We start from the raw sequence: 26,996 nt of genomic DNA, 5'->3' as shown, positions 1-26,996 counted from the left end.
GATGAAAACCCTCAAAGGTCCAAGCCTGCATCTCGCGCAGTTCAGCGATGAGACAGTGCCGTTCAACAGCCTGCCGGCCATCGCCGAGTGGGCGGCGCAAACCGGTTTTACCGCCTTGCAGATCCCGGCCTGGGATCGGCGTTTATTCGACGTGGCCACCGCCGCGGAAAGCCAAACATACTGCGACGATCTGACCGGGATGTTGGCGGAGCAGGGGTTGGTGGTCAGTGAATTGACCAGCCATATCTTCGGCCAGCTGATGGCGGTACACCCGGCTTACGATGCGCTGTTTGACAGCTTCGCGCCGCCGGCGCTGCAGGGCAATCCGCAGGCGCGCGGCGAGTGGGCGCGGCAGCAAATGCTGCTGGCGGTGAAGGCGTCGGCGCGGCTCGGGCTCAGCGAGCTGGGCACCTTTTCCGGTTCGCTGGCCTGGCCCTATCTGTTCCCGTTCCCACAGCGCCCGGAAGGATTGATCGACACCGCGTTCGACGAACTCGCCAAACGCTGGCTGCCGGTGCTCGACGCCTGCGAAGAACAGGGCATCAACCTGTGTTATGAAATTCACCCGAGTGAGGATCTGCACGACGGCGTGACGTTCGAGAGGTTTCTTGAGCGCGTCGGTAACCACCCGCGTTGTCGGGTGCTGTTCGATCCGAGCCATATGGTGCTGCAGCAGCTTAACTATCTGGAGTTTATCGATATCTATAAGGACGTTATCGGCATGTTCCACGTCAAGGACGCCGAGTTCAATCCGACCGGTCGCCAGGGCATTTACGGCGGCTATCAATCCTGGATCGATCGCGCCGGCCGCTTCCGCTCGCTGGGCGACGGCCAGGTTGATTTCAACGGCATCTTTTCGCGCCTGACGCAGTACGGCTATTCGGGCTGGGCGGCATTGGAGTGGGAATGTTGCCTGAAAAACCCGCAGGACGGCGCGCGCGAAGGCGCAGCCTTCATTCGCGATCGCATTATCCGCGTCACCGACAAAGTATTCGATGACTTCGCCGGTGCGCCGGTCAGCCCGCAGCAGATCAACGCCTTGCTCGGCATTCGCTGAGCCCAACTTTTCAGGGAGTCACCCCATGCAATATCTACAGAACGAGGTCCCGTTGGCGGATCTCGCGGCGGAACACGTCTATCTCCAGGTCAACGGCCGGCGCCTTCACTGCGTGGTGGCCGGTGAAGGGCGGCCGGTGCTGCTGATCCCCGGCTGGCCGCAAACCTGGTACACCTGGCGCCATGTGATGCAAGCGCTGGCGGCGGCCGGTTTTCAGGCGATCGCCGTCGATCCGCCGGGCATCGGCGATTCTGACAAGCCCGCTGGCGGCTACGACACCGGCAGCGTCGGTGCGGCGCTGCACACAATGATGGCGCAACTGGGCCATGAACGTTACCAACTGGTTGGCCACGACATCGGCATGTGGATCGGTTACGCCATGGCGAGCGATTTCCCGCAGGCGGTGGAGCGTCTGGTGCTGACGGAGGCCGTGATCCCCGGGCTGGCGCCGCCGCCGCCGATTTTCGTTGCGCCGGAGGAGAACATCTTCCTGTGGCATTTCATGTTCAATCAACTGGCGGATTTGCCGGAGACCCTGACTCAGGGGCGCGAACGGGAGTATCTTGGCTATATCTTCAACCGCTGGTCCTATCGGCGCGATCGGGTGGCGGCGGAGGTGTATATCGCCGCCTATTCGGCACCGGGCGGCCTGCGCGCCGGATTCGACTATTACCGGGCGATCCCGGAGACCGTGCGGCAGAACCGGCTGCGCGCCGCTACGCCCTTGACGATGCCGGTGTTGACGGTGGGAGCGGAGCACGCCACCGGCGACGCGCCGCTGACGACGCTACAGGGCAATGCGCACGATCTGCGGGGCGAAACCGTCGCCGGCTGCGGCCATTTCATCACCGAGGAGTGTCATGAGGAATTTATTGCACTGATTACGTCATTCCTGGCGGGAGAGCCGTATGCCGCTTGATGAACGCATCGCCGCCTTTTTGACGGCATCGGCCGACGTGCCACCGCCCGCTTCGCTGGCGGCAATGCGCGCGGCCACGGAAACCGGTTTACGCCAGCTGCAGGGCGAGGCGGAACCGAGCGGCGGCGTCAGGGACCATACGGTGGTCGCCGCCGATGGACACCGGATTGCACTGCGCGCCTATCTACCGGCGGGGGAAAACGGCACGACCGCGCAGCCGGCGATGCTGTTCGCCCACGGCGGCGGCTGGTGCCTCGGCTCACTGGCGTTGTACGATCGGCCCTGTCAGGCGTTGGCTAACGCCACCGGCCGGGTGATCCTGTCGGTTGACTATCGTCTGGCGCCGGAATACCCGTTTCCACAGCCGCTGGAAGATGTCTATCAGGCGCTCTGCTGGGTGGCACAACGGGCGCCGCAGTTGGGGATTGACGCGCAGCGCCTGGCAGTGGGCGGTGATAGCGCAGGGGGCAATCTGGCGGCGGCGGTCGCACTGTTGGCGCGGGATCGCAGCGGCCCGTACATCGAACGTCAGCTGCTGCTGTACCCGGCGCTCAGCCGCGAGATGACGACGACGAGCTATCGCGAGTTTGCCGAGGGGCACTTTCTGACGCGCGACGCGATGGGGTTTTGTTGGCAGCAGTATCTGGGCCAGCGGCGCGATCCCGGCGCGGAACCGTTGTATGCCGCCACGCTGCGTGGGTTACCGCCGGCCACCATCCTGAGCTGCGAATACGATCCGCTGCGCGATGAGGCCGAGCAGTATGCGCAGCGGCTACGCGAGGCGGGCGTGCCGGTGCGCTGCGAACGGTTGCCGGGCATGGTGCATGCCTGTATTCACATGCTGGGGCTGACCCCGGCGGCGCGGCAGCTGTTCGAACTGGCCGGTGAGTAAAAAAAAGCCCCGCATTGCGGGGCTTCTGGCTATTCATCCGCCGGGCGATTATCGGCCGGCGACGGTGACAAAGCGCGTTTCCAGGTAGGATTCGATCGCTTCGCTGCCGCCTTCGGTGCCGTGGCCGGAGTCTTTCACGCCACCAAACGGCGTTTCCGGCAGGCCGAAACCGATGTGGTTGATGCTCAGCATGCCGCTCTCCACGTCACGCCCCAGCGCATTGACGGTGGCGATGTTGCGGCTGTAAGCGTAGGCGGCCAGCCCGTACGGCAGGCGGTTGGCTTCGGCGATCGCCTCGTCATAGGTAGCGAACGGGCGCAGCAGGGCGACCGGGCCAAACGGCTCTTCCGACATGGCGCGCGCGCTCAGCGGCACGTCGCGTAGCACCGTCGGCTCGAAGAAGTTGCCTTTGCCCGCCACGCGTTTGCCGCCGGTGCTGGCCTTCGCCCCGTGGGCGACGGCATCCTGCACCAGCGCCTCGATATTGTCGACGCTGCGGCCCAGCACCATCGGGCCCATCGTCACGCCGTCTTCCAGCCCGTTGCCGAGCTTGAGCTCACGCACCGCGGCGGTGAATTTCTCCACGAAGGCCTCATAAACGCCTTGTTGGATCAGGAAGCGGGTCGGGGCGATACAGACCTGGCCGGCGTTGCGGAACTTGGACTGCGCCAGCTCTTTGGCCGCCGCGTCGAGATCGGCATCGTCGAAGATCAGCACCGGCGCGTGGCCGCCCAGCTCCATGGTGGCCTTTTTCATATGCTGGCCGGCCAGCGCTGCCAAATGCTTGCCCACGCGAGTGGAGCCGGTGAAGGAGATCTTGCGAATGGTCGGATGGGGGATCAGGTATTCCGAAATGTCCGCCGGGGTGCCATACACCAGCGCGATCACCCCGGCCGGAATACCGGCGTCGGCGAAGGCTTTGATCAGTTCAGCCGGTGAGGCCGGCGTTTCTTCCGGGCCTTTGACGATGATGGAACAGCCCGCCGCCAGCGCGGCGGACAGCTTGCGCACGATCTGGTTGATCGGGAAGTTCCACGGCGTGAAGGCGGCCACCGGGCCGACCGGCAGCTTGAGGGTTTGCTGCTGTACATCGCGGGCGCGGGAAGGAATGATCTGCCCGTAGGTGCGGGTGGCTTCGCCGGCGAACCAGTCGATAACGTCGGCGGCGTTGAGAATTTCGACTTTGGCCTGCGCCACCGGTTTGCCCTGTTCCTGCGTCATGACGGCGGCGATGGCGTTGGCGCGTTCGCGCAGCAGCGCCGCGGCTTTGCGCATCAGGTTGGCGCGCTGGTGCGCGGCGGTGTCGCGCCAGACGTTAAATCCGCGCTCGGTGGCGGCCAGCGCCAGATCGAGATCCTCTGCGGCGGCATGCGCCACTTGACCGATGACCTCGTCGGTAGCGGGATTGGTGACCGGCAGGGTTTTTCCGGCCAGTGCGCTGCGCCATTGTCCATCGATATACAGTTGAGTATCCGGATACATTGTTGCCTCTTGTTTGCGGAGTGTCAGGGGCCGATGAGCTTCGCGATGCGGCCCGTCTGAAAGGGACAGGGACCTTAACCCTACGCCGAATGGCGGCGATCGTCCAGGCGAGGGGCACGAAAGGAGCAGGGCGGCTACTCAACCGGCGATGTTTTGGCTATGCTGAGCAGATTGTCAGCACGGATGAGGAGGTCGGGTGCAAGGGGTTCCACAACAGTTTCCGTTCGAGAAGGACTGCGCGCAGTTCCGGCATTTGTCGCATCTGCCCGGCGTCGAACTCTATCAGGCGCATATCGAACGCTATGCCTTCGAGCCGCATACCCACGACGCCTTCGCCATCGGCACCGTGGACACCGGGGCGGAGCGTTTTCGCTATCGCGGGGCGCAGCACCTGGCGGCGCCGGGCGCGCTGGTGCTGATGAACCCGGACGAGCTGCACACCGGCGAAGCCGAAACGCCGGGCGGCTGGTGTTATCGCATGCTCTACCTGGCGCCCGAGGCGCTGGAGCAGCTGTCCGGCGATCGGTGCCAGTGGTTTACCGATGCGGTGCGCCACGATCCGCGGGCGGCGCAGCGCCTGTCCGCCATTCTCGCCACGCTGTGGCAAACCGACGATCCGCTCACGCTCGACGGCCTGCTGTTGGAGGCGGTCGAGCTGTTGCACCCGCACATCCGCACCGGGCGGCGAGAGAAAGCCGAGGCGGCGCACCGTTTCGAGGTGGTGAAAAGCTACCTGCACGATAACTTCGCCGAGGCCGTGACCCTCAACCAGCTGGCCGATCTGGTATCGCTCAGCCCGTACCATTTCCTGCGCAAGTTCAAGGCCGAATATCACGTTTCGCCGCAGCAGATGCTGATGGCGATCCGGCTGTCGCAGGCCAAACGCATGCTGGAGCGCGGCATGCCCGCCGCACAGGTGGCGGCGGCGGCGGGGCTGACCGATCAGGCGCACCTGACGCGCGCCTTCGCCAATCGTTACGGCGTCACGCCAGTGCGTTTCCAGAAACAGGTGAAATTGGGCTAAAACAGCAACCTGCTACAATAATTCCTCCCCGCGTTTTCGTTACTCTGCCGCTGTCTTGTCGGGCGGATTGGCCGCGCCGGCCGTTTGTCGGAGTCGTTATGTTCATTGGCGTTGTGTTTGCCCTGGCCGCCGGGCTGATGTGGGGACTGATTTTCGTCGGCCCGCTGCTGGTGCCGGATTATCCCGCCGCGCTGCAGTCCACCGGGCGCTATCTGGCCTTCGGGCTGATCACCTTGCCGCTGGCGTGGTTCGATCGCCGCCGCCTGCGCAAGCTGCGGCGCCAGGATTGGCTGGAAGCGCTCAAACTGACGGCCATCGGCAATCTGCTGTACTACCTGTGCCTGGCCAGCGCCATTCAGCGTACCGGCGCACCGGTATCGACCATGATCATCGGCACCTTGCCGGTGGTGATCGCCATCTGCGCCAATCTGTTTTACGGCAGGCACGACGGGCGGCTGGCCTGGAGCAAGCTGGCGCCGGCGCTGCTGCTGATCGTCTGCGGGTTAGCGTGCGTAAACATCGCTGAACTGCGCGGCAATGCGGTGCCGATCGACGGCTGGCGCTATCTCAGCGGCCTTGGGTTGGCCGCGTTGGCGGTGGCGTGCTGGACCTGGTTTCCGCTGCGCAATTCGCGTTGGCTGCGGGATAACCCGACGCAGCGGCCGGCCACCTGGGCCACGGCGCAGGGGCTGGTGACGCTGCCGCTGGCGCTGCTGGGCTATCTGGCGGTCTGCGGCCAATTGGCGCTGAGCGAACCGGCGTTTGCCTTGCCGTTCGGCCCGCGCCCCGAGGTATTTATCCCACTGATGCTGGTTATCGGCGTGTTCTGCTCCTGGCTGGGGGCGCTGTGCTGGAACGAAGCCAGCCAGCGGCTGCCGACGGTGTTGGTGGGGCCGCTTATCGTGTTCGAAATTCTGGCGGGGTTGGCCTATACCTTTCTGCTGCGCCAGGCCTGGCCGCCGCTGCTGACATTGGCCGGCATCGTTTGCCTGATCGTCGGCGTGGTGTACGCCATGCGTATCAAGCCGCAGCCGGTGGTGGTGGCGTTGGAGGACAAGCCGAGGTGACGCCCGCCGCGAAGGCGGGCGCGAGGGTTAACGCTTGCTGTGGTGAATGATTTCTTCGGCCACGTTGCGCGGCGCTTCGGCGTAGTGGCTAAATTCCATGGTGTAGGTGGCGCGGCCCTGCGACATCGAACGCAGGGTGGTCGAGTAACCGAACATCTCGGACAGCGGCACCTTGGCGCGAATTTCCTTGCCGCCGCCGCCCGGGATCTCTTCCATACCCTGTACCAGACCGCGGCGTGAGGAGAGGTCGCCCATCACGTTGCCGGCATAATCCTCCGGCGTTTCCACTTCTACCGACATGATCGGCTCAAGGATCACCGGGTCCGCCAGGCGGCAGGCCTCCTTGAAGCCGAAGATCGCCGCCATGCGGAACGCCTGTTCCGACGAGTCGACATCATGGTAAGAACCGAAGGTCAGGTGTACCTTGACGTCCACCACCTGATAACCGGCCAGCACGCCGTTATTCAGCGCCTCAAGCACGCCTTTTTTCACCGCCGGGATAAACTCGCCCGGAATGACGCCGCCCTTGATCTCATCGAAGAACTCGAAGCCTTTGCCGGGGTCGTTGGGTTCGACGGTCAGCACCACGTGGCCGTATTGCCCTTTACCGCCGGACTGGCGCACGAACTTGCCTTCCACGTCGGTTACCCGTTTGCGGATGGTTTCGCGGTACGACACCTGCGGCTTGCCGGTGGTAGTCTCCACCCCGAACTCGCGGCGCATGCGATCGACGATGATCTCCAGGTGCAGCTCGCCCATGCCGTAGATAATGGTCTGGCCGGATTCTTCATCGGTGCGCACGCGGAACGACGGATCTTCCGAAGAGAGCCGCTGCAGCGCAATGCCCATTTTCTCCTGGTCGCCCTTGGTCTTCGGCTCGATCGCTTGGGCTATCACCGGCTCGGGGAAGGTCATGCGCTCCAGCGTGATGATGGCGCCAGGGTCGCACAGCGTATCGCCGGTGGTGACGTCCTTCAGGCCGACGCAGGCGGCGATGTCGCCGGCGTGCAGTTCGTCGATGTCCTTACGATCGTTGGCGTGCATCTGCACGATGCGGCCGATGCGCTCCTTTTTGCCCTTGATTGGGTTGTAAACGCTGCTGCCTTTGGCCAGCACCCCGGAGTAGACGCGCACGAAGGTGAGTTGGCCGACGAACGGATCGGTCATCAGTTTGAACGCCAGCGCCGAGAATTTTTCGTTGTCGTCGGCTTTGCGAGTGATGATTTCATCATGTTCACCGTGGCCTTCCATCGGCGGCACGTCGAGCGGCGAGGGCATCAGTTCAATTACCGCGTCCAGCATGCGCTGCACCCCTTTGTTGCGGAACGCCGACCCGCACAGCATCGGCTGGATTTCGCCGGCGACGGTGCGCACCCGCAGCCCGTGAACGATCTCCTCTTCGCTCAGCGGCACCTGGTTGAGGTATTTCTCCATCAGTTCTTCCGACGCTTCGGCGGCGGCCTCAATCATGTTTTCACGCCACTCCTGCGCCGAGTCGCGCAGCTCTGCCGGGATCTCTTCGAAGCTGAAGTTCATGCCCTGCGAGGCCTCGTCCCACAGAATGGCTTTCATCCGCACCAGATCCACCACGCCGCTGAAGCGGTCTTCGGCGCCGATAGGGATAACGATCGGCACCGGGTTGGCTTTCAGGCGCTCGATCATCATTTTGCGCACGCGGAAAAAATCCGCGCCGATGCGGTCCATCTTGTTGACGAACGCCAGCCGCGGCACTTTGTACTTGTTGGCCTGGCGCCAGACGGTTTCCGACTGCGGCTGCACGCCGCCCACCGAGTCATAGACCATCACGGCGCCGTCCAGCACGCGCATCGAACGCTCCACTTCAATGGTGAAATCGACGTGCCCGGGGGTGTCGATGATATTGATGCGATGCTGCGGATAATTATGCTGCATGCCGTTCCAGAAGCAGGTGGTGGCCGCCGAGGTGATGGTGATGCCGCGCTCCTGTTCCTGCGCCATCCAGTCCATGGTCGCCGCGCCGTCATGCACTTCACCCAGCTTGTGGCTGACCCCGGTGTAAAACAGAATCCGCTCGGTGGTGGTGGTCTTGCCGGCATCGATATGCGCGGAGATGCCGATATTGCGGTAACGTTCGATAGGGGTGGTGCGAGCCATAATTAACCTTTCTTAGCCGCATGAAGGAGAGCGGCTTAAACAGCATGGATAATGATGATAATCCTCATAGGGTTATCCGCCGGATTGCAGAGCCTTGCTCTGGTCACAAACTAATCGTAGTTGAAGGCGTTAGTTTTTTTAAGCGATGGCTGTGATAGATGAAAGTTTGCGCGCATAACGGCGCCGGTGCAGAAAAGGGCGAAAAAAAAGGCCCGTAACGGGCCTGTTGTCGTAGGGCGCATTCGCCGCTTATTTGCGGCCCAGCAGGAAGCCGAAAACGATGCCGACCGCTGCCGCAACGGCTACGCCGGCCAGCGGGTTGGCTTCCACCTGCGTTCTTACGCTGTCCGCTGCGTCACGGGCGGCATAGCTGGCCTGGGAGGCGTATTTGCGCGCCGCGCCGCGCACCTGATGCTCCGGCGAATCAACGGCTTTGCCGAACGCTTCTTGTACCGCGCCTGCGGCTTCATTGGCTTTGTCTTCCGCTTTACCAAACATGCTGCTCTCCTGTTCCTTGTGGGTTAACGAACACTAAGCCTAGCAGGTGAATGGCATTTTTTGCAGCATTCTGTGCGTTATAAGATCAATCTGAGCAAAGAAAAGTCTTTCCATACGCACGGCGTCGGCTTCACCCGCGCGTTTTTTTATGTTCTATTGGCTAGCGGTTTAACCGAGTATCTTTACCCTTTGACCGATTCGTTGAGTTGAAAGGACTCCCCATGTCAGTACTGCGTATTCTGGCGCTGTTCGCCGCGACCGCCGCCGCGTTGCCCGCCCTGGCCAAGCCGGCGGCTCACGGCATGGCGGTCGAGAACGGCATTCGTTGGCAATCTTGTCTCAACAGCGGTTTTCAGCGCTGGTTCGATGAGGCGCCACCGCCGGGGCTGCGCTGCGGTTACCTCGAGGTGCCGTTAGCCTACGCCACGCCGCCCGCCCATGCGGCGCAGGCGGGCGAACAGACCGTGCGTCTGGCACTGACCCTGCAGCCCGCCACCGGGCCGAAAAAGGGCAGCGTAGTAATGATCAGCGGGGGCCCAGGCCTGCCGGGCATCAACCCCTATCTGGGCAACGACGCCCACGTCGCCAAGCTGCGAAAATCCTACGACATCATCGGTTACGATCCGCGCGGCGTCGGTCAGTCGACGCCGAAAATCTCCTGCCAGCTGGCCGAAGGCGACGAAACCCCGACGCCGGACGATAACGACGTGGCCGGCGCGGAGAATCAGACGCGCACCCTGATTGCCGCCTGCATCGAACAGACCGGCGCGGACGTGTTGCAACACATCGGCACCGACGAGGCGGTCAACGATCTGAACGCAATCCGCCACGCGCTGGGCGAACCGGGGCTGACGGCGGTGGCATACTCTTACGGCACCAAGGTGGCGGCGCTGTATGCCGAACGTTTTCCGAAGAAGACGCGCGCGCTGGTGCTGGACGGGGTGGTGGATCTGGCGGAGGACGATTTCACCCAGCGCATGAACCAGGAGCGGGGCTTCCAGCAAAGCTTCCTGCGCTTCGCCGCCTACTGCGGCAAAACCGACAGCTGCCAGCTGGGCGGCGGCGCTAATCAGGCGCTGCAGCGCTATCATGCCTTACTGCGCAAGCTGCACTATCAACCGTTCGTTACCGCCGCGGGCTATGAAATCTCCGCCGACGATGTGCTGACGGTCACGCGTTCGCTGCTGCTGTGGCCGGAGCGCTGGCATGAGCTGGCGACCGTGCTGCGTCAACTCGATGCCGGCATCGCCGGGCAGCAGGTTTCCGATCTGATTGACGAAAGCTATTCGCCGGATGCCGATGACGCCCTGAACGTCATCACCTGCGCCGACGTCGCCAACCCGACGGCCGATCCGCAGCAGTTGCGCAGGCAGCGGCAGGAGATCAATACCGCCGCTTTGTACGCTCACTACCTGCCGCTACACGAGTATCCGCTGGAAATGTGCGATCTATGGCCGTACCGCGGCAAAGATCGGCCGCACACCCCGGTGGCGTCCGCCGCGCTGCCGCCGCTGCTGTTCGTCGCCCAGCGCTACGATCCGACCACGCCGTACCGCAACGCCCAGGTGATGGCCGCCGCCTTTAAAAGCCCGCTGATCACCCGCGAACGCGACGGACATACGCTGGCGCTGAACGGCATCGACAGCTGCGTTGACGAAAGCGTGGTGGAGTATCTGCTGGCGCCGAAAAAGCCGCGCCGCGACAAGGTTTGCCGCTGAGGAGGCCGGAGCAGCCCGGCCACAAGAGAGTCAGCCGGCGAAAATATGCGCCTGGCCCATCACGTTGAGATTGACTTGTGCACCGGGCCGCAGGCCTTCGCGGCTGACGGTTTTGATCTCGAGCTGTGCGCCGGTGGCCGCCATTTGCAGATTGAGGGTGGAGACGAAGCCGGCGAAATCGATGCCGGTGATCACCGCCTGGCCGCGCTGCGCCGGATCAGACAAACCGATTTGAATCTGCTCCGGGCGCAGCATGATGCGCGCTGAGCCGCTGCGTTGGCGATCGTCGACGGCGATGCGCCCCAATGCGCAGTCTGCCCAGCCCTGCGCCAGTTCGGCGGTCAGCACCAGCGTTTCGCCAAGGAAACTGGCGGTCGGTTCATCGACCGGGCGCAGATAGAGATCTTGCGGCGCGCCCACCTGCGCCAGCCGGCCGTTGCGCATCACCGCCACCTGATCGGCGAACGACAGCGCCTCGCTCTGATCGTGCGTAACCAGAATCGACGCCACTTTGGCCTCCGTCAGCAGTTCGGCCACCGCTTTGCGGGTGGCGGCGCGCAGGCCGGTATCCAACGCCGAGAACGGCTCATCCAGCAACATCAGCCGAGGTTGTTGCGACAAAGCGCGCGCCAGCGCGACCCGCTGCTGCTGTCCGCCGGACAACTCGTGCGGCCACAGCGCGGCCAGGCGGCGATCCAGCGCTACCATTTCCATCAGCGCCTCAATACGGTGCTGTTTCTCGCGTTTGCTTCCTTTAAGGCCAAAACCGATGTTGCCGGCAACGGTAAAGTGCGGGAACAGTGCGCCATCCTGCGGGACGAAGCCGATGCCGCGCAGATGCGCCGGCACCCAGCCGCCGCCGTTGCCCATGGCTTGCCCTTGCAGCAGGATCTGGCCGCCGTCGGGGATTTCAAAGCCGGCGATGATGCGCAGCAGGGTGGTTTTGCCGGAGCCGGAAGGGCCGACGATCGCCGTGCGGCTGCCGGCGGCAACCTGCAGGTCGATGTGTTCCAGCACCCTGATGGCATTGTAAGATTTTCCGATACCGTGCAGTTCGAGCGTGCTCATAGTCCCGCCGTACGTTTAGATTGAGAGTAAAGAAGCCAGGTGAGCGGCAGCGACAGCGCCACCATAATCAGCGCATAAGGCGCGGCGGCGACATAGTCTATCTCGCTGGTCAGCGCCCAAAATCCGGTGGCCAGCGTGCGGGTGCCGTTCGGCGCCAGCAGCAGCGTGGCGGTCAGTTCATTGGCGATCGCCAGAAACACCAGCGCGGCGCCCGCAGCGGCGCCCGGCGCCGCCAGCCGCAGCGTGGTGCTCCACAGCGCCTGCGCCGGCGATTTGCCGAGGCTGCGCGCCACGTTTTCCAATTCCACCGGCGCCTGTGCGATACCGGCGCGCAGATTGATCAGCGCCCGCGGCATAAACATCAGCAGATATGCCAGCAGCAGGGTGATTTCGGTCTGGTAAATCGGCCGGAAGCTGTGAATGGTGATGGTCACCAGCGCCAGCGCCACCACGATACCAGGCAGCGAGCTGGTCACGTAGTTGCAGCCTTCCAGCACCCGATACAGCCGGGCCGGATAGCGTACCGACAGCCAGGCCATCGGAATGGCACACAGCGTAATCAACAATGCGCCAGCGGCGGACAGCGACAGCGTTTGCCACAGCGCGGGCCACAGCTCGGCGTTACGCCACACCTCGAATCCACCCAGCCACAGCCAGCGGGCCAGGGTGATGAAAGGCACGCCCAGCGCCAACGCGGTCAGCGCGATCGGCAGCAGCAGCGCCAGCGCGGCGAGCGGCGGCGAAAGGCGACGCGGCGTTTGGCTGCGGGCGCTGCCGGAACCGACGCGGGCATAGCGTGCGCGGCCGCGGCTGAGAGCCTCAAGCAACAGCAGCCCCAGGCAGCACAGCACCAACACGCCGGCCAGCATGTTGGCCGCCGGGCCGTTGAAGGTCGACTGGAACTGATCGAAGATCGCGGTGGTAAAGGTATCGAAACGGATCATGGCGTACAGGCCATACTCCGCCAGCAGGTGCAGCGCGATCAGCAGCGAGCCGCCCCAGACCGCCAGCTTCAGCTGCGGCAGCACCACGCGGAAAAACACCGCCGGCGGCCGCGAGCCGAGTGAGGTGGCGACGTCCTCGATACCGGGATCCAGGCGGCGCAGCACGGCGGCGGCCGGCAGGTAGATAAACGGGAAATAAGCGAGCACCGAGATGAAAACGCCGGCGCCCAGGCCGTGCATCGACGGCACCAGGCTGATCCAGGCATAGCTTTGCACGAAGGCCGGCACCGCCAACGGCGCGGTGGCCAATACCGCCCAGAGACGGCGGCCCGGCAGCGTGGTGCGTTCGGTCAACCAGGCCAGGGCCACGCCCAGCACGGCGCAGATCGGCAGCGTTAACACCACCAACAACAGAGTATTCAACAGCAGTTCCGCCACGCGTGGGCGGAAAACCAGTGCTTTGACCGTTTGCCAGCCGGTTTCAAACGCCACGCCGATAACGAATCCCAGCGGCAACAGCGCCAGCAGCGACAGTAACACAGCGCTGGCCACCACGATCGCCCCTGGCCGCGGATGAAGGGGGACAACAGAATAACGCCGCGCGGTCTGCGCGGCGTGGGTACTCAGGTTTGACATAACGATCAAAAACTCTCGGTTTGCCGGCGGGCCTTACAGCAGGCCGGCCTCGGTCATCAGTTCGACCACTTTTTTACTGTTCAGCTGCGCGGCGTCTACTTTCGGTGCGTCCAGATCTTTCAGCGGCACCAGTTTCGGGTTGGAGGCCGCACCGACGCCGACGGCGTATTCGAAGGCATTGTTGGTGCGCAGGATCTCCTGGCCCTGTTTGCCGGTGATCCACTTGATGAAGGCCTGCGCCTGCTGCTGATGCTTGCTGGAAGCCAGCACGCCGCCGCCGGAGATGCTGACGAATGCGCCCGGATCCTGATGTTTGAAGTAATACAGCTTGATGTTGTTGCTGTTCTCGCCGGTTTTAGCGCCGTCGACGAACGGGTAGTAATGATAGATCACGCCGCTGTCGATCTGGCCGGCATTGACCGCTTTCATCACCGTGCTGTTGCCTTTATAGGCGGTAAAGTTGGTTTTCATCGCTTTCAGCCACTCCAGCGTGGCTTTCTCGCCTTTCAGCGCCAGCAGCGCGCTGACGATCGCCTGGAAATCGGCGCCCGATGGCGAAGCGGCCCAGCGGCCTTTCCATTCCGGCTTGGCCAGATCCAGCAGCGACTTCGGCAACTGCGCGTCGGTCAGTTTGGCCGGGTTGTAGACGAACACGGTAGAACGGGCGGCGATGCCGGTCCAGCGGCCGTGGCTGGGGCGATATTGCGGCTCTACCTGGGCCAACGTCGCGGCGTCCAGCGGGGCGAACAGCTTGGCGTTATCCACCAACACCATCGCCGGGGAGTTTTCCGTCAGGAACACGTCGGCAGGCGAGGCGCTGCCTTCCTGCACCAGCTGATTGCCCAGCTCGCTGTCGCCGCCGTTGCGCAGCGTGACTTTGATGCCGGTGTCTTTGGTAAACCCGTCGACCCAGGATTTCACCAGATTTTCATGCTGGGCGTTGTAAATAACGATGCCCTGGTCGGCGGAGGCCGCCTGAGCGCCAAAGGCCAGCATCATCGAGGAGGCGAGCAGGGCGACGGGGCCGAGAGATGAAATACGCAGCTTCATGCAGTTATCCTTTTTAGCGTTCGAATGAAGAAAACGAATATCGCCTGGCAAGCGCAAGCAGGCCGATTTTAGCCAAGAACATCAATAATGATAGTGAAAACGATTCGTATTAAATTATTTTTGACGATCGCTCACAAAATGAATTGCCCTAAGGATACGTTAAGCTTCGGCTGGAATAATCTATATTGATTGCCTGAATTTATGTCACCGCCGATTCACGGCGTTCCCGGCGGCAATGCCGGTCTCCGCGTTTATCCTCGTGTTCTTTATCGTTCCGTCACCAGTACTCCTTTGATAATGAAAGAAATTCAACACCGCTTTTGGTTATGACTCATAGCGATTAATGATTTAATTTATTCCACTGCCTCATTGCATATTGAACGCGATAAAACACTCATCAGGGATATCGACGTGAAATATTCATTCAATGGCAAGAAATTGGCTGGTTTAATCATCCTGGCTTTTAACGCGACGGTCGCACAGGCGGCCGAGGTGCCGGCGGGCGCTAAACTGGCGGCGGCGCAAGAACTGGTGCGCGCCAACGGGTATGAACCGGCGACGCTGGATCCAAACCTGGCCGAGAGCAATGTGGAGTTCTACATCTTCAACGATCTGTTCGAAGGCTTGCTGCGCGTCGGAAAAGACGGCGAAGTGATCCCGGCGCTGGCACAGAAGTGGGAGCACCAGGGCAACGTCTGGACTTTCCATCTGCGGCCGCAGGCCAAGTGGTCGAACGGCGATCCGGTCACCGCCGACGATTTCGTCTACAGTTGGCAGCGCCTCACCGATCCGAAAACCGCGTCGCCGTACGGCAGCTATCTGGCTTCGGCCTACGTGCTGAACGCGGCGGCGATCAACGCCGGCAGCAAGCCACCGAGCGAGCTGGGCGTCAAGGCGCTGGATGCGCACACCCTGCAGGTGACGCTGTCGGAGCCCAACTCCTATCTGCTCAAACAACTGGTGCATTTTCCGGTCTTGCCGGTTAACCGCAAGGTGGTGGAGCAGTACGGCAAAAACTGGACTCAACCGGCGCATTTTGTCGGCAACGGCGCGTTCCGCCTCAGCCAGTGGGTGGTGAACGAAAAGGTGGTGGTGGAACGCAATCCGCAGTATTGGGACAACGCCAACACCGTGCTCAACAAGGTGACGTTCTTGCCGATACAGGGATTCCCGGAAGTGGCGCGTTTTCGCGCCGGCGAGGTGGAATTGGGGTATACCACGCCGCCGGAGCTGTATCAGCAGCTGAAAAAAACGCTCGGTGAGCAACAGCTGGTGACCTATCCGCTGCTCTCCACCAGCTATTTCGCCTTCAACAACCGCCAGGCGCCGTTCAACGACGTGCGGGTGCGTCAGGCGCTGAATCTGGCGCTGGATAAAGAGATCATCGCCGGCAAGGTGCTGGGATATGGCCAGCAGCCGGCCTGGACCTTTACCCCAACGAGGGCGGGCGGCTATCGCCTGCAGCCCGGCGCCGCGGCCGGCTGGACGCCGGAACAACGGCACGCCCAGGCGAGGCAACTGCTGGCGCAGGCCGGTTTCAACGCCGAGCATCCGCTGCGCTTTACCGTGCTGTACAGTAACGACGCCACCATCAAGAAGATCGTCATCGCCGCCGCCGCCATGTGGAAAAAGAACCTCGGGGTAGAGGCCACCTTGCAAAGCCAGGAGCGTAAAGTGACGCTGGATAATATCAACCGCGGGCAGTACGGCGTGGCCTTTACTCGATGGCTGGCGGATTACAACGATCCGTCTACTTTCCTGAACGTGTTCCGTTCCGACAGCAGCGAAAACAGCCCCAAATACCGCAATCCGGAGTACGATCGCATTCTGCATCAGGCGACGGCGGCGCCGACACCGCAGCAGGTGCAGCAGTATTTCCAGCAGGCCGAGGCGGTGCTGGCCGTCGATACGCCGGTCGCGCCGGTGTACTACGAAGCCAACGCCACGCTGGTCAAACCTTACGTGAAGGGGATCGACTTTACCCGTCAGGGCGCGCTATACGATAAAAACGTCTACATTCTCGCGCACTGAGAAATAAAAAAACGGCTGATTTATATCAGCCGTTTTTATAGATTCACATTTAATAAAATTATCCTAAATACTCCATAAACGACGGGCAATCTTTTCTTCCCGCCGGATAAAACAACGCCTATACTGCGCCGGTAGTTTATATGCAGTATCTCGTTTGGCGAGGCTCCTATACAAACACAGGTTACTGATCTGACGACATCGAGAGATGCCCAAGGTTAAGACAGGCTTTATCGGATTAAGGTTCAGCCCAAAGTAACTTCCGAGCAACAATTCGGATACGTTGTATAGTGCTAAAACCTGGACGCGGAGATAGGCAGTCTGCACTCCCTCTGTGGTTACGCCCCTATGCGATTCGCTGTTGAAGTTCACAACAGAAATAGGGACTGACAAAATGATCAAGTCACATCAATACTCTTCTTCTCCGGCGCTGCGCGCGACTGAAACTCTCGATGAAACTTCAGTTGCCGGTTATATGAACGCCGATTTTATTACCGTTCCCGCGACGATGACGGTCACGCATGCCCGGGAATATTTACTTTCGCAGCTAAAAACGGACGAAATTCCCACCCGGGTCTTTATTACCGCGGACGACTATCATTTGCGCGGCACGCTGTCGGTGAAAAAACTGCTGCAGTGCGACGATGAGGATAAAGCGGTCGGCGTAATGATGGATTACAGCTATTTCCAGGTTTCACCCGACGACGATCGCAATGACGTGGCGCATCTGCTGGGCAAAGGCGGTTTGGACGTGGTGCCGGTCGTGGCGAACAACACGCTGGTCGGCGTGCTGGGCGAGCGCGAGATCGCTCGGCTGGTCGAAGATGAAAACACCGAAGACGCGCAGCGTCAGGGCGCGAGCCTGCCGCTGGACAAGCCTTATCTGGAGACCAGCCCGTGGGCGCTGTGGCGCAAACGCTCGGTGTGGCTGCTGATGTTGTTCGTGGCCGAAGCTTACACCGGCAACGTGCTGAAAGCGTTTGAAGATCAGCTCGAAGCGGCGATTGCGCTGGCGTTCTTCATCCCGTTGCTGATCGGCACCGGCGGCAACAGCGGCACCCAGATCACCTCGACGCTGGTGCGTGCTATGGCGCTGGGCGAGGTCAGCCTGCGCAATCTGGGCGCGGTGATCCGCAAAGAGGTCACGACCTCGCTGCTGATCGCCGTCACCATCGGTCTGGCGGCCTGGGTGCGCGCCTGGATCATGGGCGTCGGCATGGAGGTGACGCTGGTGGTCAGCCTGTCGCTGGTGGCGATCACCGTATGGAGCGCCATTGTTTCGTCGATCATCCCGATGCTGCTGAAACGGCTCGGTATCGATCCAGCGGTGGTGTCGGCGCCGTTTATCGCCACCTTTATCGACGGCACCGGCCTGATTATTTATTTCAAAATCGCCCAGCACGTCCTGGGAATTTAAACGGGTCCCGCGCTTGAAAGCGCGGGAATGTTGCCAAAAAGAGGAGGACGTTAAAAAACCATGGATACCGACCAACCCCGATATTTAACGCAAGGGGCTTTTATCGATAACATTTAACCTGAGGACAAAATAATGGGAAACATGACTATTTTTATGGGATTCCTGGCAATGATCAGCTCGCTGGGCCTGTTGGCGGCCTATATGAGCACCAAATGGGATGATTGATGAACGCTAAAGAACCGCCTAGATGCATCCTCCCCGTAACCGCTATTTATTATGGGGGGGATTTAGTGGCGCGCTGAACGCGCGGCCTGATACGGGAGTTGATAATAATGACGATTCTTATTTTGGGATTGCTCTACGCCATTTTAATGATCTCGGTGGGCGTTAATGAGATTTATTTTTATTCCACCGGAAAATCCAATTTTCTTACTAGCCTCATGCTGACATTCTCTGGCAGTATGCTGCTGATCGCCTTTGTCTGGCAATTATCCGCTAAAGTAAAAAAATAAATCACCGTCTGAATGTGAGCAGCATCATGCAGAATGAAAAACAGGCCGTGGCCAGAAACTCGATGATTGCCAGCGGGGTGCTGGCCACGGGCAAATTCGTCGCCGGCATTTTTACCGGCAGTATTGGCCTGATATCCGAAGGGATCCACTCTTTCACCGATTTTATCGCCACCAGCATCACCTGGCTGGCGGTGCGCATCAGCGATAAACCCGCCGATGACGATCACCACTTCGGCCACGGCAAAGTGGAAAACCTGGCGGCGCTGTTCGAAGTGCTGTTGTTGCTGGGCGCCGCCGGTTGGATTGTCTATGAGGCGGGCAGCAGCCTGCTCGGGCAACCGCATGAGATCGTCGCGGCGCCGGTGGTGATCGCGGTGTTGCTGATCTCCATCTGCGTCGATTTCTTCCGCGTGCGGGCGCTCAACCGCGTCGCCAAAGCCACCGACAGCGCGGCGCTGGAGGCGGATGCGCTGCATTTCTTCTCCGACATGCTTTCATCCGGCGTGGTGCTGCTGGGCATGGTGTTTGTGCTGCTAGGCTTTGGCCGTGCGGACGCCATTGCCGCGCTGATCGTCGCCGGTTTTATCTTTGTCGCCGCAATCAAGCTCGGTAAACGCTCCTTCGACTCGTTGATGGATACTGCGCCCGCCGGAGCCACCGAAGCGATTCGCGCCACGCTGGACAGCTTTCCGGCGGTGCTGGCCTGCGACAGCGTGCGCATTCGCAACGCCGGCGCCGTAATGTTTGTCGAGATCACGGTGGCGGTGTGCCGCACCTTGCCGCTGGAGCGCATCGATACGTTGAAGCGAGAAATCATCGAACGGCTGCGGGAGCAGTACGCCAGGGCGGAATTCACTGTCATCGCGGTGCCGCAGACCCGCAGCGACGAAGACATGGCGACGCGCATTCGGGCGATTGCCGCCAACCACGGCGCGCAGGTGCAGAATGTGACCTTGCAGCAGTTGCCGACGCGTATGGCGATCGGCATGGATTTGGCGGTGCCGGCCCACGTCAGCGTGGCGCAGGCGCATGACATCGCCACGGAGATAGAAGGGATCCTGCGCCAGGCGATCGGCGAAGACACTGAAATAGAGACGCACCTGGAGCCGCAGACGCCGCACTGGCTGACCAGCGAGGATGTCGATGCGGTGGAGCTGGCCGCTATTCGCCGTATCCTGCAATCGGCGCTGGAGCAGGGGGAGAATGTGCAAGACGTACACAACATCCGTGCGCGCAAGACCGACGGCGGCATCATCGTCAACTTCCACTGCCGCGTGTCGCCGGTGGTAACCATCGCCGCCGCGCACGATGCGGTCGATCGGGTCGAGCGGCGGCTGCGCGCGCTTTATCCGGCCATCACGCGCGCGATAGGGCACGTCGAGCCGATCAAGCCCGGCATTTGAATCAGCGCGGCCAACTGCGGATAGAGCACCGCGTTGGCCAGCAGCAGCGGGTTGCCGCGCCGCAGCCCGTTGTTGTGCATAAAGTCATTCGCCACGCCGCCGGCTTCGCGCGTCAGCACCAGTCCAGGCAGACTGTCCCAGGCATTCATGTGCGGTTCGTAATAGCCCAGCAGCCGTCCGGCGGCCACCTGGGCGGTCATCAACGCGCCGGAGCCGCTGCGCACAAACATTCCTCCCGCCTGCAGCAGGCGACAGAGAAAGCCGCTGAATTCCGCCGCCGAGGCGCGCGGTGATATCCCGACGCCCATCACGCCATCCGCAACGCTGCGCCCGGCATGCACGCCTATCGGTTCCCCGTTGAGGAAGGCACCGCCGCCGCGGCAGGCGCGGAACATCTCGCGGTGGTTGGGATCGTAGACCACACCGATCGTCGGCTCGCCGTCGATCACCACGCCTATCGCGATACACCAGGTATGCAATCCGTTCAGGAAGCAGGCGGTGCCATCGATAGGATCGACGACCCAAACGCAGGCGGCGTGCTCGCCGCTGCTGCCGCTCTCTTCGCCGAGAAAGCCATCCTGGGGAAACCGGCGATTGATCATGCGGCGGATCAGCGCTTCGACGCGGCGGTCGGCTTCGCTGACCACGTCCTGCAGCCCCTGTTTAAACTCGACCGCCAGGCTTTGCCGCCGTTGATAAAAACTGAAAGCGAGATCGGCGGCGGCGCGGGCGATCTCACGCGCGAAGCGGTAGCGCGTTTCGATATCCTGTGGGGAAAGTAACGGCATGGCAGGCTCGATAACAAAGAATGAATCGACTTACTCTGCCATAAAAGAATGAACGTAATGTGTCGTTCAACGCGGCGGATAATAAAAACGTAGCAGTATCAGGGCGTCGTGGGCTGAAAGCGGTTCGGTCTTGGCCTCGGCCGGTATTATCGAGCGCCAAAACGCCAGCCCGCGCGGATTATCCTGGCTGACCGACAGCGACCAACCGCCGGGATGCTGCACGAACAAGGCGCGGGCAGCCCGTTGTCCCAGCCCGTTGCGTCGCCATTCGGGTTTGATGTAGAACTCCGCCATTTCGACGGTGGCGCTATCCAGGCGCCTGACCAACGCGAAACCGGCGGTTTGCCGATCGCTCAACATCAAATAAGGGTAGCGGCCGACCTCGCGCCAGTAGAGCGGCAGATAGGGGTAATCTCCATCGGCGCCCAACTCGCGAAGGCAATCGGACAGCATGGCCGCCAGCAGTGGCCGCTGCGAGAGTGAGGCTTGCTCAAGGGAAAATGCCATGTCGCACTCCATCAAAAAACAGGCCGCCGGATGGCGGCCTGTCAAGGTTAGCCCAGATGCAACCGGGCGGTGATGTCGGCAATCTCGCGGCGCCAGCGCGCCTGAAGCTCCGGTTTCTGGTGCTTCGGCTTGCGCGCCAGGTCGGCCTCCAATTTGCTTTCGAGGGCAAACAGGGCGGTCAACAGCGCTTCTTCACCTTCCAATCGATCGTCCGGCGTCGGGCCATCAGCATTAGCCCTGTCCGCCGTCGGGAGTGCCGGCGCTTCGCCCGCCAGGCGCTGATACACCGGCGCCAGATCGTGCCACTCCTCCAGTTTTTGCTGGTCGATCAGCCAAAAGCGGTTGCAGCTCTGTTCGATCAGCATCCTGTCGTGGGTAACCAGCATGACGGCGCCGGGGAACTGGCGCAGCGTTTCCGCCAGCTCCTCTTTGCCCGCCATGTCCAGGTGGTTGGTGGGCTCGTCCAGCAGCAGCAGCGAATGGTTGGCCAGCGTCAGACCGACGAACAGCAGCCGCGAACGCTCGCCACCGCTCAGCGAACGGATCTGCTGATGGTGGCGCAGGTAAGGAAAACCGGCGCCGATCAGCGCCAGTTTCCGCTGTTCCTCGGTCAGCGGTGCAAACTGCGCCAACGCGTCGCTCAACGTGTCTTCATCGCGCAGCTGTTGCAGGCTCTGATCGTAATAGCCGATGCGCACGCGCGGATGGAACAGCGCCGGGCGCTCCGTTTGTTGCTGATACTCACGCCACAACAGGCGCAGCAGCGACGATTTACCGCAGCCGTTGCGCCCGACGATGGCGATGCGATCGCCGCTTTTCACGCGCAGATGTTCGAGGCTGAACAGCACCGGCGCATCCGGCGCCGGGCGCACCGCCCAGTGCGGCAGCGCCAGCAGGCGATCGGCATCCAGCGCTTCTCCCTGCAGCCGCAACCGCCACGGGCTGCCGGCGGTCAGGGTGGTCTGTTCTTCCTTCAACCGATCGACGCGCTTCTCCATTTGCTTGGCCTTGCGCGCCAGATCTTCGTTGTCGTAGACCTTGCCCCAGGTCGCCAGGCGTTTGGCGCTTTTTTCCACCCGGTCTATCTCTTTCTGCTCGGCGTAGCGCCGCTGTTCGTCCGCGGCGTCCTGTTCCGCCAGCGCGGTGCGCGCCGCAGAGCAGGGCAAACGGAAGAACTGCAGCGTTTTGTCGCGCAGGATCCAGGTGCAGTTAGTCACCTGATCGAGCAGGTAGCGATCGTGCGACACCAGCACGAAGCTGCCGGCCCAGCTGCGCAAGAACTGTTCCAGCCACAGCAGCGTGGGCAGGTCCAGGTGGTTGCTGGGTTCGTCGAGCAACAGCAGATCGGGTTGGCGGATCAACGCGCGCGCCAACAGCAGCCGCGTATGCTGGCCGCCGCTGAGGGTGCCGGCGGTCAACGTCCAGCTCGCCGGTTCAAACCCCAGCTCGGCCAGTAACGCTTCACAGCGCCAGCGTTCACTGAGGTGTTGGCCCGCAGGCAGCCGCGCCAGCACCGCATCCAGCAGGGTGCAGGCGTGCAGCTCCGGCGGCAGGTGCTGCTCGATGCGCGCCATCAGACATTGGTGTGACAATGTCACTGAACCGGTGTGCGCAGGTAGGTCGCCGCTGAGAATTTGCAGCAGGGTGCTTTTGCCGCAGCCGTTATCGCCGATCAAACCGATGCGATCGCCTTTTTTCAGGCTGAAGGATATCTCGCTCAGCAGGACGCCGAACGCGTTGTCGTAACCGACAGATTGTGCAGACAGTAATGTGCTCATTGCTTACTCAAGAGTTACAGGCATGACAATGCCTATCGTCAAACATCGCTGACGACAACCCGGTAAGCCGGAGGGAAGATCCTGGATTTTAGTAAGCTTCGCTCAAGCTGGGTTATCGCAGCACGATACCGGTAATGCTTGAGCGGCGACGATTACCAAAGAAGTGTGAGTGAAAAACCAATTCACACGTCAGCATAGTAAGTCTCCTTTTATTGGTTGCAGGTTAATCGGTGGCTGGAGTATAGAGCGCTTCATGCCGTATCGCCAGTGTAAAAGCGCCTGAATAATCAGCAGGCTAAGGCGAGCACGGGCGCGTGGCACACAATGGGAATAATTACTGTATTTCGGCCGACATTAAGCAGCTATTATAATTAGCGTTTATGGTTAAGCGACGGTTCATCCGCCGCCTTTTCGTCTGTCTATCAGATAATGATGCTGAGCACTGAATTTATGTTAAAGCCCCGTTCGTTCCTGCTGTTGTTGTTATTGCTGTTGGGTTTGCAGCTGACGCCGCTCGGCGCCGTCGCCGCCCCCCAGGATGATCCCACCGCCGAAAGCGCGCCCGATCCCGCTACGCAGCTGAAAGCCGCGCAAAAGCAGTTGGACAGCATGAAGCAGCTGGTTTCAAAGGCTACCACCGACACCCAGCTCAGCAAGCTGCGGCTGGCGACCGACGATCTGGTCGCCAGCATGGATAAATTGTCTGCCGATCTGCAGCCGCTGCAGGAAAAGCTGCAGGCGCAGTTGGACGTGTTGGGGCCGGCCCCGGCGGCCGGCGCGCTGCCGGAAACCCCGGCTGTCGCCCAGCAGCGTAATGCGCTGAACAGCAGCAAGAAGCAGCTGGACGATGCGGTAAAACGTGCGCAGGCCATCAAGACCAGCGCTTTCGACCTGGGGCAGCAGATCAGCGATCTGCGCCGGGTAGCGTTTAAAACCCAGCTGGCGCTGAACACCGGCAGCATTTTGGGCGTCAAGTTCTGGACGCCGGTGGTGCAGCCGTCAGCGGATGACGTGCAGCGGCTGGACCAGTTCAACGCCGAGATGAAAGCGGCCTGGGACGCCAGTTGGCAGGACGAATGGCGGTACGGCACGCTGGCGTTGCTGGCGCTGGCGGTGATCGTCTGGTCCTGGGGGCGCTATTTGTCCGAGCGTTTCCTCGCCTGGGTCAGCATTCGCTTCCTGCCGGACGGGCGCCTGCGCCGCAGCTTTATGGCGATCATCACCGTGGCCGTGACGGTGTTCACTACCTCGATCGCGCTGAATTTGCTGTATTACGTTTTTATCCGCGTGCAGCCGCTGCCGGTGATGCTGGAAGACTTCGCCGAAGGCTTTAACCGTCTGGGGATTTTCTGCGCGCTGATCGCCGGGCTGGGGCGTGCGGCGCTGTCGCTGAATCGTCCGTCGTGGCGTTTGGCTTCGCTGGACAATGAAGTGGCCGCCGGGCTGCGTTACTTCTCGCCGCTGCTGGCCGGTCTGGCGCTGGCGTTCGGCACCGTTGAGCTGATCAACAACGTCGTCAGCGCCTCATTGGCCACCACCATCTTCGGCAACGGCCTGGTAGCGGGATTGATCGGCATGGTGCTGCTGGCGGCGCCGCTGCGCGGCCAGCGCATTCGTCGCCGTCTGGAGCAGCAGGGCGCGCACCTGGAAAAACGCACGCTGGTCGGCGGGCTGGTGCACATCGTCACCCTGGTGTGTTCGGTGGTGATCCTGCTTTCCTTGCTTGTGGGTTACATCGCCTTCGCCCGCTTCCTGACCTACCAGCTGATCTGGGTGGTGCTGGTGCTGATGGCATTCTACTTCATGGTGTTGTTCGCCACTGACCTGTGCGCCGCGCTGTTTTCGCCGCAGACCGTCAGCGGCAAGATGCTGAAGAAAACGCTCAGCTTCAAGGATCGCCATCTCGAACAGGTGGCGATCATCACCACCGCGCTGGCCAAATGTTCGCTGTTGCTGTTGATGATCGTCGCGTTGTTCAACGGCTCGTTCGGCAGCACCACGCCAGGCTCGCTGATGGAGAAAATCGTCTCGATCCTGACCGGCGAAGGCTTGCAGCGTTTCAACATCGTGCCCGGCAACCTGCTCAACGCCGTGATCTGTCTGGCGATCGGTATCTACATTCTGCGCGCGGTGCGGCGCTGGCTGGGCTCTGAGCTGCTGCCGAAAACCATTTCGGACGTCGGCATCCGGGCCTCGCTGGTGACGCTGTTCAGCAATATCGGTTATGTGCTGGTGATTCTGATCACCCTGGCGGCGCTCGGCATCCAGTGGAGCAACCTGGCGTGGATCGTCAGCGCCTTGTCGGTCGGTATCGGTTTCGGTTTACAGGAGATCGTGAAGAACTTTATTTCCGGCCTGATCCTGCTAACCGAGCGCCCGGTGAAGGTCGGGGATATGATCGGCATCGGCGGCGTGGAAGGCGACGTGCGGCGCATCAACGTGCGCGCCACCGAAATCCAGCTCAGCGACCGCTCCACCATGATCGTACCGAACTCGCAGCTGATCTCGCAGAACGTGCGCAACGCCACCATGGGCAACGCGCAAGGGGTAGTGACCATCGCGCTGACGTTCCCGACCTCGATCGATCCGGAGCAGGTGCGCAATATCTTGCTCAGCGCCTATAACGAGTACGAAACCATTCTGGAGACGCCGGCACCTTATGTGCGCTTTAGCCAGCTGGGGCCGGACGGTATTATCCTGAGCGTGACTGGCTACGTGCCGAGCCCGCGCATGGTCGGCGCCACCAAGAGCGAACTGCTGTTCAATATCCTCAAGCTGCTGCGCGCGCAGGAAGTGAGCCTGTCCAGCCCGCAAGAAGTGGTGTTTATGAAACAGCAGGCGACGCGGTATCAGGCCAACGAAGAGGAACACTCCTCCTAACTCAGCCCTGAGGCGGCGGGCCGTTAAGTGACGGCCCGCCGAACGTGGCTAGTACATCGACGGCTCCACCGATTGCGAGCAGTCGCTGTTGGCGCTGGATTTGGTGCAGGTGTAAGGTTCATTCGGCGATGCCGAAGGCGCATTCGATGGGCCGCCGCCTCCGCCGATACAACCGCTCAACATCAGCATCAAAAACACGAGAATTATCTTCTTCATCTCACCGTCCTCCATTGCGATTCCTCCCTTAAGTATATGTCGGGAAAGCGAACGGCACCGCTCACCGGTGCAATCTATACTCCTTTGATAACGTTTCGGCGCACAACGGCGGCGAACGAGGAGGGAAAGATGCAAACCGACGACGATTTGACCCACTTTGCCGCGCAGGGTGCGCCGCCGTTGCCGCCCTGTACCAAGCAGGGTGATGTCGAACATGACGGCGCGCGCATCTGGTATGCGGCCTATGGCGCGGATCCGACGGTGATCCTGCTGCACGGCGGCCTGGGCCACAGCGGCAACTGGGGGTATCAGCTGCCGACGCTGCTGGCCGCCGGGTACGGCGTGCTGGTCATCGACAGCCGCGGGCACGGGCGCAGCACTCGCGACGCCCGGCCGTATCGTTACGCTCGCATGGCCGATGATCTGTTGGCGGTGATGGACGCGTTGCGGATCCCGCACGCCGCGCTGGCGGGCTGGAGCGATGGCGCCTGTGTTGCGCTTATCGCTGCCCATCGGGCGCCGCAGCGGGTGGACGGCGTTTTTTTCTTCGGTTGCAATATGGACGCCAGCGGCGTTAAACCGCCCGCGTCCAACCCCATCGTGGAGCGCTGTTTTGCGCGTCATGCGCAGGACTATGCCGCCTTGTCGCCGACGCCGGAGGAGTTCGACGCGTTCGTCGCTGCCGTGAGCCTGATGATGAGCAGCCAGCCAGACTACCGCGTACAGGAATTGGCAGCCATTCGCGTGCCGGTGACGATCGTTCATAGCGAGCACGATGAGTTTATCCGCGTCGAGCATGCCGTCTACTTGAGCCGCAGCATCCCTGGCGCCCGTCTGGTGATGCTGCCGGGTGTCAGCCACTTCGCGCCGCTGCAGCGGCCAGCGGTGTTCAACCGCGCGCTGTTGGATTTTCTCGCCGATGTGATGTGTCGCAAGGCGTTTTGAGGCCGCCGCAAAGAAAACGGGCGCCAAACGGCGC

Annotated in this window: 23 protein-coding genes and 1 riboswitch; of the genes, 13 read left to right on the top strand and 10 right to left on the bottom strand. The window is 61.7% G+C overall.

The features are described from left to right. Nucleotide 1 precedes the first annotated feature (1 nt). From ACJ8J4_RS03495 to ACJ8J4_RS03485, 3 genes are read left to right on the top strand one after another with little or no spacing between them, the layout of a single operon-like run. On the top strand, nucleotides 2-1,057 hold the full coding sequence (locus tag ACJ8J4_RS03495) for a sugar phosphate isomerase/epimerase family protein (protein WP_049207521.1): 1,056 nt from the start codon (nucleotides 2-4) through the stop codon (nucleotides 1,055-1,057). Between the two features lie 25 nt (nucleotides 1,058-1,082). Further along, nucleotides 1,083-1,976: an alpha/beta fold hydrolase gene (locus ACJ8J4_RS03490; protein WP_043143472.1), complete on the top strand. Its 894-nt coding sequence runs from the start codon at nucleotides 1,083-1,085 to the stop codon at nucleotides 1,974-1,976. Then, nucleotides 1,966-2,868, top strand: coding sequence for an alpha/beta hydrolase (locus tag ACJ8J4_RS03485; protein WP_060433128.1), 903 nt, complete (start codon nucleotides 1,966-1,968; stop codon nucleotides 2,866-2,868). Before ACJ8J4_RS03490 ends, ACJ8J4_RS03485 begins: the two co-directional genes overlap by 11 nt. Before the next feature lie 48 nt (nucleotides 2,869-2,916). Here ACJ8J4_RS03485 and ACJ8J4_RS03480 read toward each other — a convergent pair whose 3' ends face one another. Then, nucleotides 2,917-4,350 (bottom strand): NAD-dependent succinate-semialdehyde dehydrogenase, encoded by a 1,434-nt coding sequence (locus ACJ8J4_RS03480; protein ID WP_025302925.1) that lies wholly within the window; start codon nucleotides 4,348-4,350, stop codon nucleotides 2,917-2,919. Between the two features lie 196 nt (nucleotides 4,351-4,546). On the opposite strand from ACJ8J4_RS03480, the gene ACJ8J4_RS03475 reads away from it, so the two are divergent. Both ACJ8J4_RS03475 and ACJ8J4_RS03470 read left to right on the top strand, forming a co-directional pair. After that, complete coding sequence (locus ACJ8J4_RS03475) at nucleotides 4,547-5,374, top strand: AraC family transcriptional regulator (RefSeq protein ID WP_049207528.1); 828 nt, start codon at nucleotides 4,547-4,549, stop codon at nucleotides 5,372-5,374. A gap of 98 nt (nucleotides 5,375-5,472) precedes the next feature. After that, nucleotides 5,473-6,441, top strand: a complete 969-nt coding sequence (locus ACJ8J4_RS03470; protein WP_264383556.1) for a DMT family transporter — start codon at nucleotides 5,473-5,475, stop codon at nucleotides 6,439-6,441. A 27-nt stretch (nucleotides 6,442-6,468) separates the two neighbouring features. On the opposite strand, the gene fusA is transcribed toward ACJ8J4_RS03470, so the two are convergent. Together fusA and ACJ8J4_RS03460 are read right to left on the bottom strand one after the other, a co-directional pair. Then, nucleotides 6,469-8,574: an elongation factor G gene (gene fusA / locus ACJ8J4_RS03465; protein ID WP_141998152.1), complete on the bottom strand. Its 2,106-nt coding sequence runs from the start codon at nucleotides 8,572-8,574 to the stop codon at nucleotides 6,469-6,471. Between the two features lie 249 nt (nucleotides 8,575-8,823). Further along, a complete protein-coding gene (locus ACJ8J4_RS03460) occupies nucleotides 8,824-9,072 on the bottom strand; it encodes a CsbD family protein (protein ID WP_016927634.1) in 249 nt (82 codons plus the stop codon). Nucleotides 9,073-9,293: 221 nt separating this feature from the next. Between ACJ8J4_RS03460 and ACJ8J4_RS03455 the strand changes: the two genes are divergently transcribed. Further along, on the top strand, nucleotides 9,294-10,790 hold the full coding sequence (locus ACJ8J4_RS03455; RefSeq protein WP_442515985.1) for an alpha/beta hydrolase: 1,497 nt from the start codon (nucleotides 9,294-9,296) through the stop codon (nucleotides 10,788-10,790). A 30-nt stretch (nucleotides 10,791-10,820) separates the two neighbouring features. Here ACJ8J4_RS03455 and ACJ8J4_RS03450 read toward each other — a convergent pair whose 3' ends face one another. Genes ACJ8J4_RS03450 through ACJ8J4_RS03440 form a run of 3 tightly spaced genes read right to left on the bottom strand, consistent with a single transcriptional unit; the run spans nucleotide 10,821 to nucleotide 14,488 of the window. Beyond that, complete coding sequence (locus tag ACJ8J4_RS03450) at nucleotides 10,821-11,858, bottom strand: ABC transporter ATP-binding protein (protein ID WP_025302920.1); 1,038 nt, start codon at nucleotides 11,856-11,858, stop codon at nucleotides 10,821-10,823. Then, entirely contained in the window at nucleotides 11,855-13,438 is a 1,584-nt protein-coding gene (locus ACJ8J4_RS03445; RefSeq protein WP_264383554.1) for an ABC transporter permease, read from the bottom strand. Before ACJ8J4_RS03445 ends, ACJ8J4_RS03450 begins: the two co-directional genes overlap by 4 nt. Before the next feature lie 33 nt (nucleotides 13,439-13,471). Beyond that, the gene (locus ACJ8J4_RS03440; RefSeq protein ID WP_043143486.1) at nucleotides 13,472-14,488 is read right to left on the bottom strand and encodes an iron ABC transporter substrate-binding protein; all 1,017 of its coding nucleotides are present in this window, start codon (nucleotides 14,486-14,488) and stop codon (nucleotides 13,472-13,474) included. A 411-nt stretch (nucleotides 14,489-14,899) separates the two neighbouring features. Here ACJ8J4_RS03440 and ACJ8J4_RS03435 point away from each other — a divergent pair, with 411 nt between their 5' ends. From ACJ8J4_RS03435 to ACJ8J4_RS03415, 5 genes are all read left to right on the top strand, one after another. Further along, nucleotides 14,900-16,519: an ABC transporter substrate-binding protein gene (locus ACJ8J4_RS03435; RefSeq protein ID WP_197835930.1), complete on the top strand. Its 1,620-nt coding sequence runs from the start codon at nucleotides 14,900-14,902 to the stop codon at nucleotides 16,517-16,519. A 142-nt stretch (nucleotides 16,520-16,661) separates the two neighbouring features. Then, nucleotides 16,662-16,835: riboswitch (M-box (ykoK) riboswitch) on the top strand. 75 nt (nucleotides 16,836-16,910) lie between these two features. Beyond that, nucleotides 16,911-17,933, top strand: a complete 1,023-nt coding sequence (locus tag ACJ8J4_RS03430; protein ID WP_025302916.1) for a magnesium transporter — start codon at nucleotides 16,911-16,913, stop codon at nucleotides 17,931-17,933. A gap of 132 nt (nucleotides 17,934-18,065) precedes the next feature. Further along, nucleotides 18,066-18,158: a protein MgtS gene (gene mgtS / locus ACJ8J4_RS03425; RefSeq protein WP_004938109.1), complete on the top strand. Its 93-nt coding sequence runs from the start codon at nucleotides 18,066-18,068 to the stop codon at nucleotides 18,156-18,158. Nucleotides 18,159-18,265: 107 nt separating this feature from the next. Next, nucleotides 18,266-18,445 carry a hypothetical protein gene (locus ACJ8J4_RS03420; RefSeq protein ID WP_025302915.1) on the top strand — a complete coding sequence of 60 codons (180 nt, stop codon included), beginning with the start codon at nucleotides 18,266-18,268 and terminating at the stop codon, nucleotides 18,443-18,445. 26 nt (nucleotides 18,446-18,471) lie between these two features. After that, complete coding sequence (locus ACJ8J4_RS03415) at nucleotides 18,472-19,848, top strand: cation diffusion facilitator family transporter (RefSeq protein ID WP_060433122.1); 1,377 nt, start codon at nucleotides 18,472-18,474, stop codon at nucleotides 19,846-19,848. Here the strand turns inward: ACJ8J4_RS03415 and ACJ8J4_RS03410 are convergent. The 3 genes from ACJ8J4_RS03410 to ACJ8J4_RS03400 all read right to left on the bottom strand — a co-directional run bounded on the left by ACJ8J4_RS03410 (nucleotide 19,791) and on the right by ACJ8J4_RS03400 (nucleotide 22,921). After that, on the bottom strand, nucleotides 19,791-20,636 hold the full coding sequence (locus ACJ8J4_RS03410; RefSeq protein WP_148123463.1) for an inositol monophosphatase family protein: 846 nt from the start codon (nucleotides 20,634-20,636) through the stop codon (nucleotides 19,791-19,793). The two genes, ACJ8J4_RS03415 and ACJ8J4_RS03410, sit on opposite strands and share 58 nt — an antisense overlap. Before the next feature lie 66 nt (nucleotides 20,637-20,702). Then, nucleotides 20,703-21,143 (bottom strand): GNAT family N-acetyltransferase, encoded by a 441-nt coding sequence (locus tag ACJ8J4_RS03405; RefSeq protein WP_169540893.1) that lies wholly within the window; start codon nucleotides 21,141-21,143, stop codon nucleotides 20,703-20,705. 47 nt (nucleotides 21,144-21,190) lie between these two features. Continuing rightward, nucleotides 21,191-22,921 carry an ABC-F family ATP-binding cassette domain-containing protein gene (locus ACJ8J4_RS03400; RefSeq protein WP_099817251.1) on the bottom strand — a complete coding sequence of 577 codons (1,731 nt, stop codon included), beginning with the start codon at nucleotides 22,919-22,921 and terminating at the stop codon, nucleotides 21,191-21,193. 450 nt (nucleotides 22,922-23,371) lie between these two features. Between ACJ8J4_RS03400 and ACJ8J4_RS03395 the strand changes: the two genes are divergently transcribed. After that, on the top strand, nucleotides 23,372-25,801 hold the full coding sequence (locus ACJ8J4_RS03395; protein ID WP_065424061.1) for a DUF3772 domain-containing protein: 2,430 nt from the start codon (nucleotides 23,372-23,374) through the stop codon (nucleotides 25,799-25,801). Between the two features lie 48 nt (nucleotides 25,802-25,849). Here the strand turns inward: ACJ8J4_RS03395 and ACJ8J4_RS03390 are convergent, their stop codons facing one another. Further along, complete coding sequence (locus ACJ8J4_RS03390) at nucleotides 25,850-26,017, bottom strand: hypothetical protein (protein WP_164550866.1); 168 nt, start codon at nucleotides 26,015-26,017, stop codon at nucleotides 25,850-25,852. A gap of 129 nt (nucleotides 26,018-26,146) precedes the next feature. Between ACJ8J4_RS03390 and ACJ8J4_RS03385 the strand changes: the two genes are divergently transcribed. Continuing rightward, nucleotides 26,147-26,962: an alpha/beta fold hydrolase gene (locus ACJ8J4_RS03385; protein WP_099817252.1), complete on the top strand. Its 816-nt coding sequence runs from the start codon at nucleotides 26,147-26,149 to the stop codon at nucleotides 26,960-26,962. Nucleotides 26,963-26,996 lie beyond the last annotated feature (34 nt).

The organism is Serratia sp. CY47280 (genome assembly GCF_052168655.1).
GTDB lineage: Bacteria > Pseudomonadota > Gammaproteobacteria > Enterobacterales > Enterobacteriaceae > Serratia > Serratia bockelmannii.
The sequence above is the reverse complement of the archived record's forward strand: the minus strand, read 5'-3'. Positions and strand labels throughout refer to the sequence as shown.

Excerpts from the sequence above, each read along its gene's own strand:
- ACJ8J4_RS03430 (WP_025302916.1), top strand. The coding sequence starts at position 16,911 with ATGATCAAGTCACATCAATACTCTTCTTCTCCGGCGCTGCGCGCGACT.
- ACJ8J4_RS03415 (WP_060433122.1), top strand. The coding sequence starts at position 18,472 with ATGCAGAATGAAAAACAGGCCGTGGCCAGAAACTCGATGATTGCCAGC.
- ACJ8J4_RS03390 (WP_164550866.1), bottom strand. The coding sequence starts at position 26,017 with ATGAAGAAGATAATTCTCGTGTTTTTGATGCTGATGTTGAGCGGTTGT.
- ACJ8J4_RS03485 (WP_060433128.1), top strand. The coding sequence starts at position 1,966 with ATGCCGCTTGATGAACGCATCGCCGCCTTTTTGACGGCATCGGCCGAC.
- ACJ8J4_RS03450 (WP_025302920.1), bottom strand. The coding sequence starts at position 11,858 with ATGAGCACGCTCGAACTGCACGGTATCGGAAAATCTTACAATGCCATC.
- ACJ8J4_RS03420 (WP_025302915.1), top strand. The coding sequence starts at position 18,266 with ATGACGATTCTTATTTTGGGATTGCTCTACGCCATTTTAATGATCTCG.
- ACJ8J4_RS03395 (WP_065424061.1), top strand. The coding sequence starts at position 23,372 with ATGTTAAAGCCCCGTTCGTTCCTGCTGTTGTTGTTATTGCTGTTGGGT.
- ACJ8J4_RS03470 (WP_264383556.1), top strand. The coding sequence starts at position 5,473 with ATGTTCATTGGCGTTGTGTTTGCCCTGGCCGCCGGGCTGATGTGGGGA.
- ACJ8J4_RS03445 (WP_264383554.1), bottom strand. The coding sequence starts at position 13,438 with ATGTCAAACCTGAGTACCCACGCCGCGCAGACCGCGCGGCGTTATTCT.
- ACJ8J4_RS03410 (WP_148123463.1), bottom strand. The coding sequence starts at position 20,636 with ATGCCGTTACTTTCCCCACAGGATATCGAAACGCGCTACCGCTTCGCG.
- ACJ8J4_RS03385 (WP_099817252.1), top strand. The coding sequence starts at position 26,147 with ATGCAAACCGACGACGATTTGACCCACTTTGCCGCGCAGGGTGCGCCG.
- ACJ8J4_RS03490 (WP_043143472.1), top strand. The coding sequence starts at position 1,083 with ATGCAATATCTACAGAACGAGGTCCCGTTGGCGGATCTCGCGGCGGAA.
- ACJ8J4_RS03480 (WP_025302925.1), bottom strand. The coding sequence starts at position 4,350 with ATGTATCCGGATACTCAACTGTATATCGATGGACAATGGCGCAGCGCA.
- ACJ8J4_RS03400 (WP_099817251.1), bottom strand. The coding sequence starts at position 22,921 with ATGAGCACATTACTGTCTGCACAATCTGTCGGTTACGACAACGCGTTC.
- ACJ8J4_RS03495 (WP_049207521.1), top strand. The coding sequence starts at position 2 with ATGAAAACCCTCAAAGGTCCAAGCCTGCATCTCGCGCAGTTCAGCGAT.
- mgtS (WP_004938109.1), top strand. The coding sequence starts at position 18,066 with ATGGGAAACATGACTATTTTTATGGGATTCCTGGCAATGATCAGCTCG.
- ACJ8J4_RS03460 (WP_016927634.1), bottom strand. The coding sequence starts at position 9,072 with ATGTTTGGTAAAGCGGAAGACAAAGCCAATGAAGCCGCAGGCGCGGTA.
- ACJ8J4_RS03405 (WP_169540893.1), bottom strand. The coding sequence starts at position 21,143 with ATGGCATTTTCCCTTGAGCAAGCCTCACTCTCGCAGCGGCCACTGCTG.
- fusA (WP_141998152.1), bottom strand. The coding sequence starts at position 8,574 with ATGGCTCGCACCACCCCTATCGAACGTTACCGCAATATCGGCATCTCC.
- ACJ8J4_RS03440 (WP_043143486.1), bottom strand. The coding sequence starts at position 14,488 with ATGAAGCTGCGTATTTCATCTCTCGGCCCCGTCGCCCTGCTCGCCTCC.
- ACJ8J4_RS03455 (WP_442515985.1), top strand. The coding sequence starts at position 9,294 with ATGTCAGTACTGCGTATTCTGGCGCTGTTCGCCGCGACCGCCGCCGCG.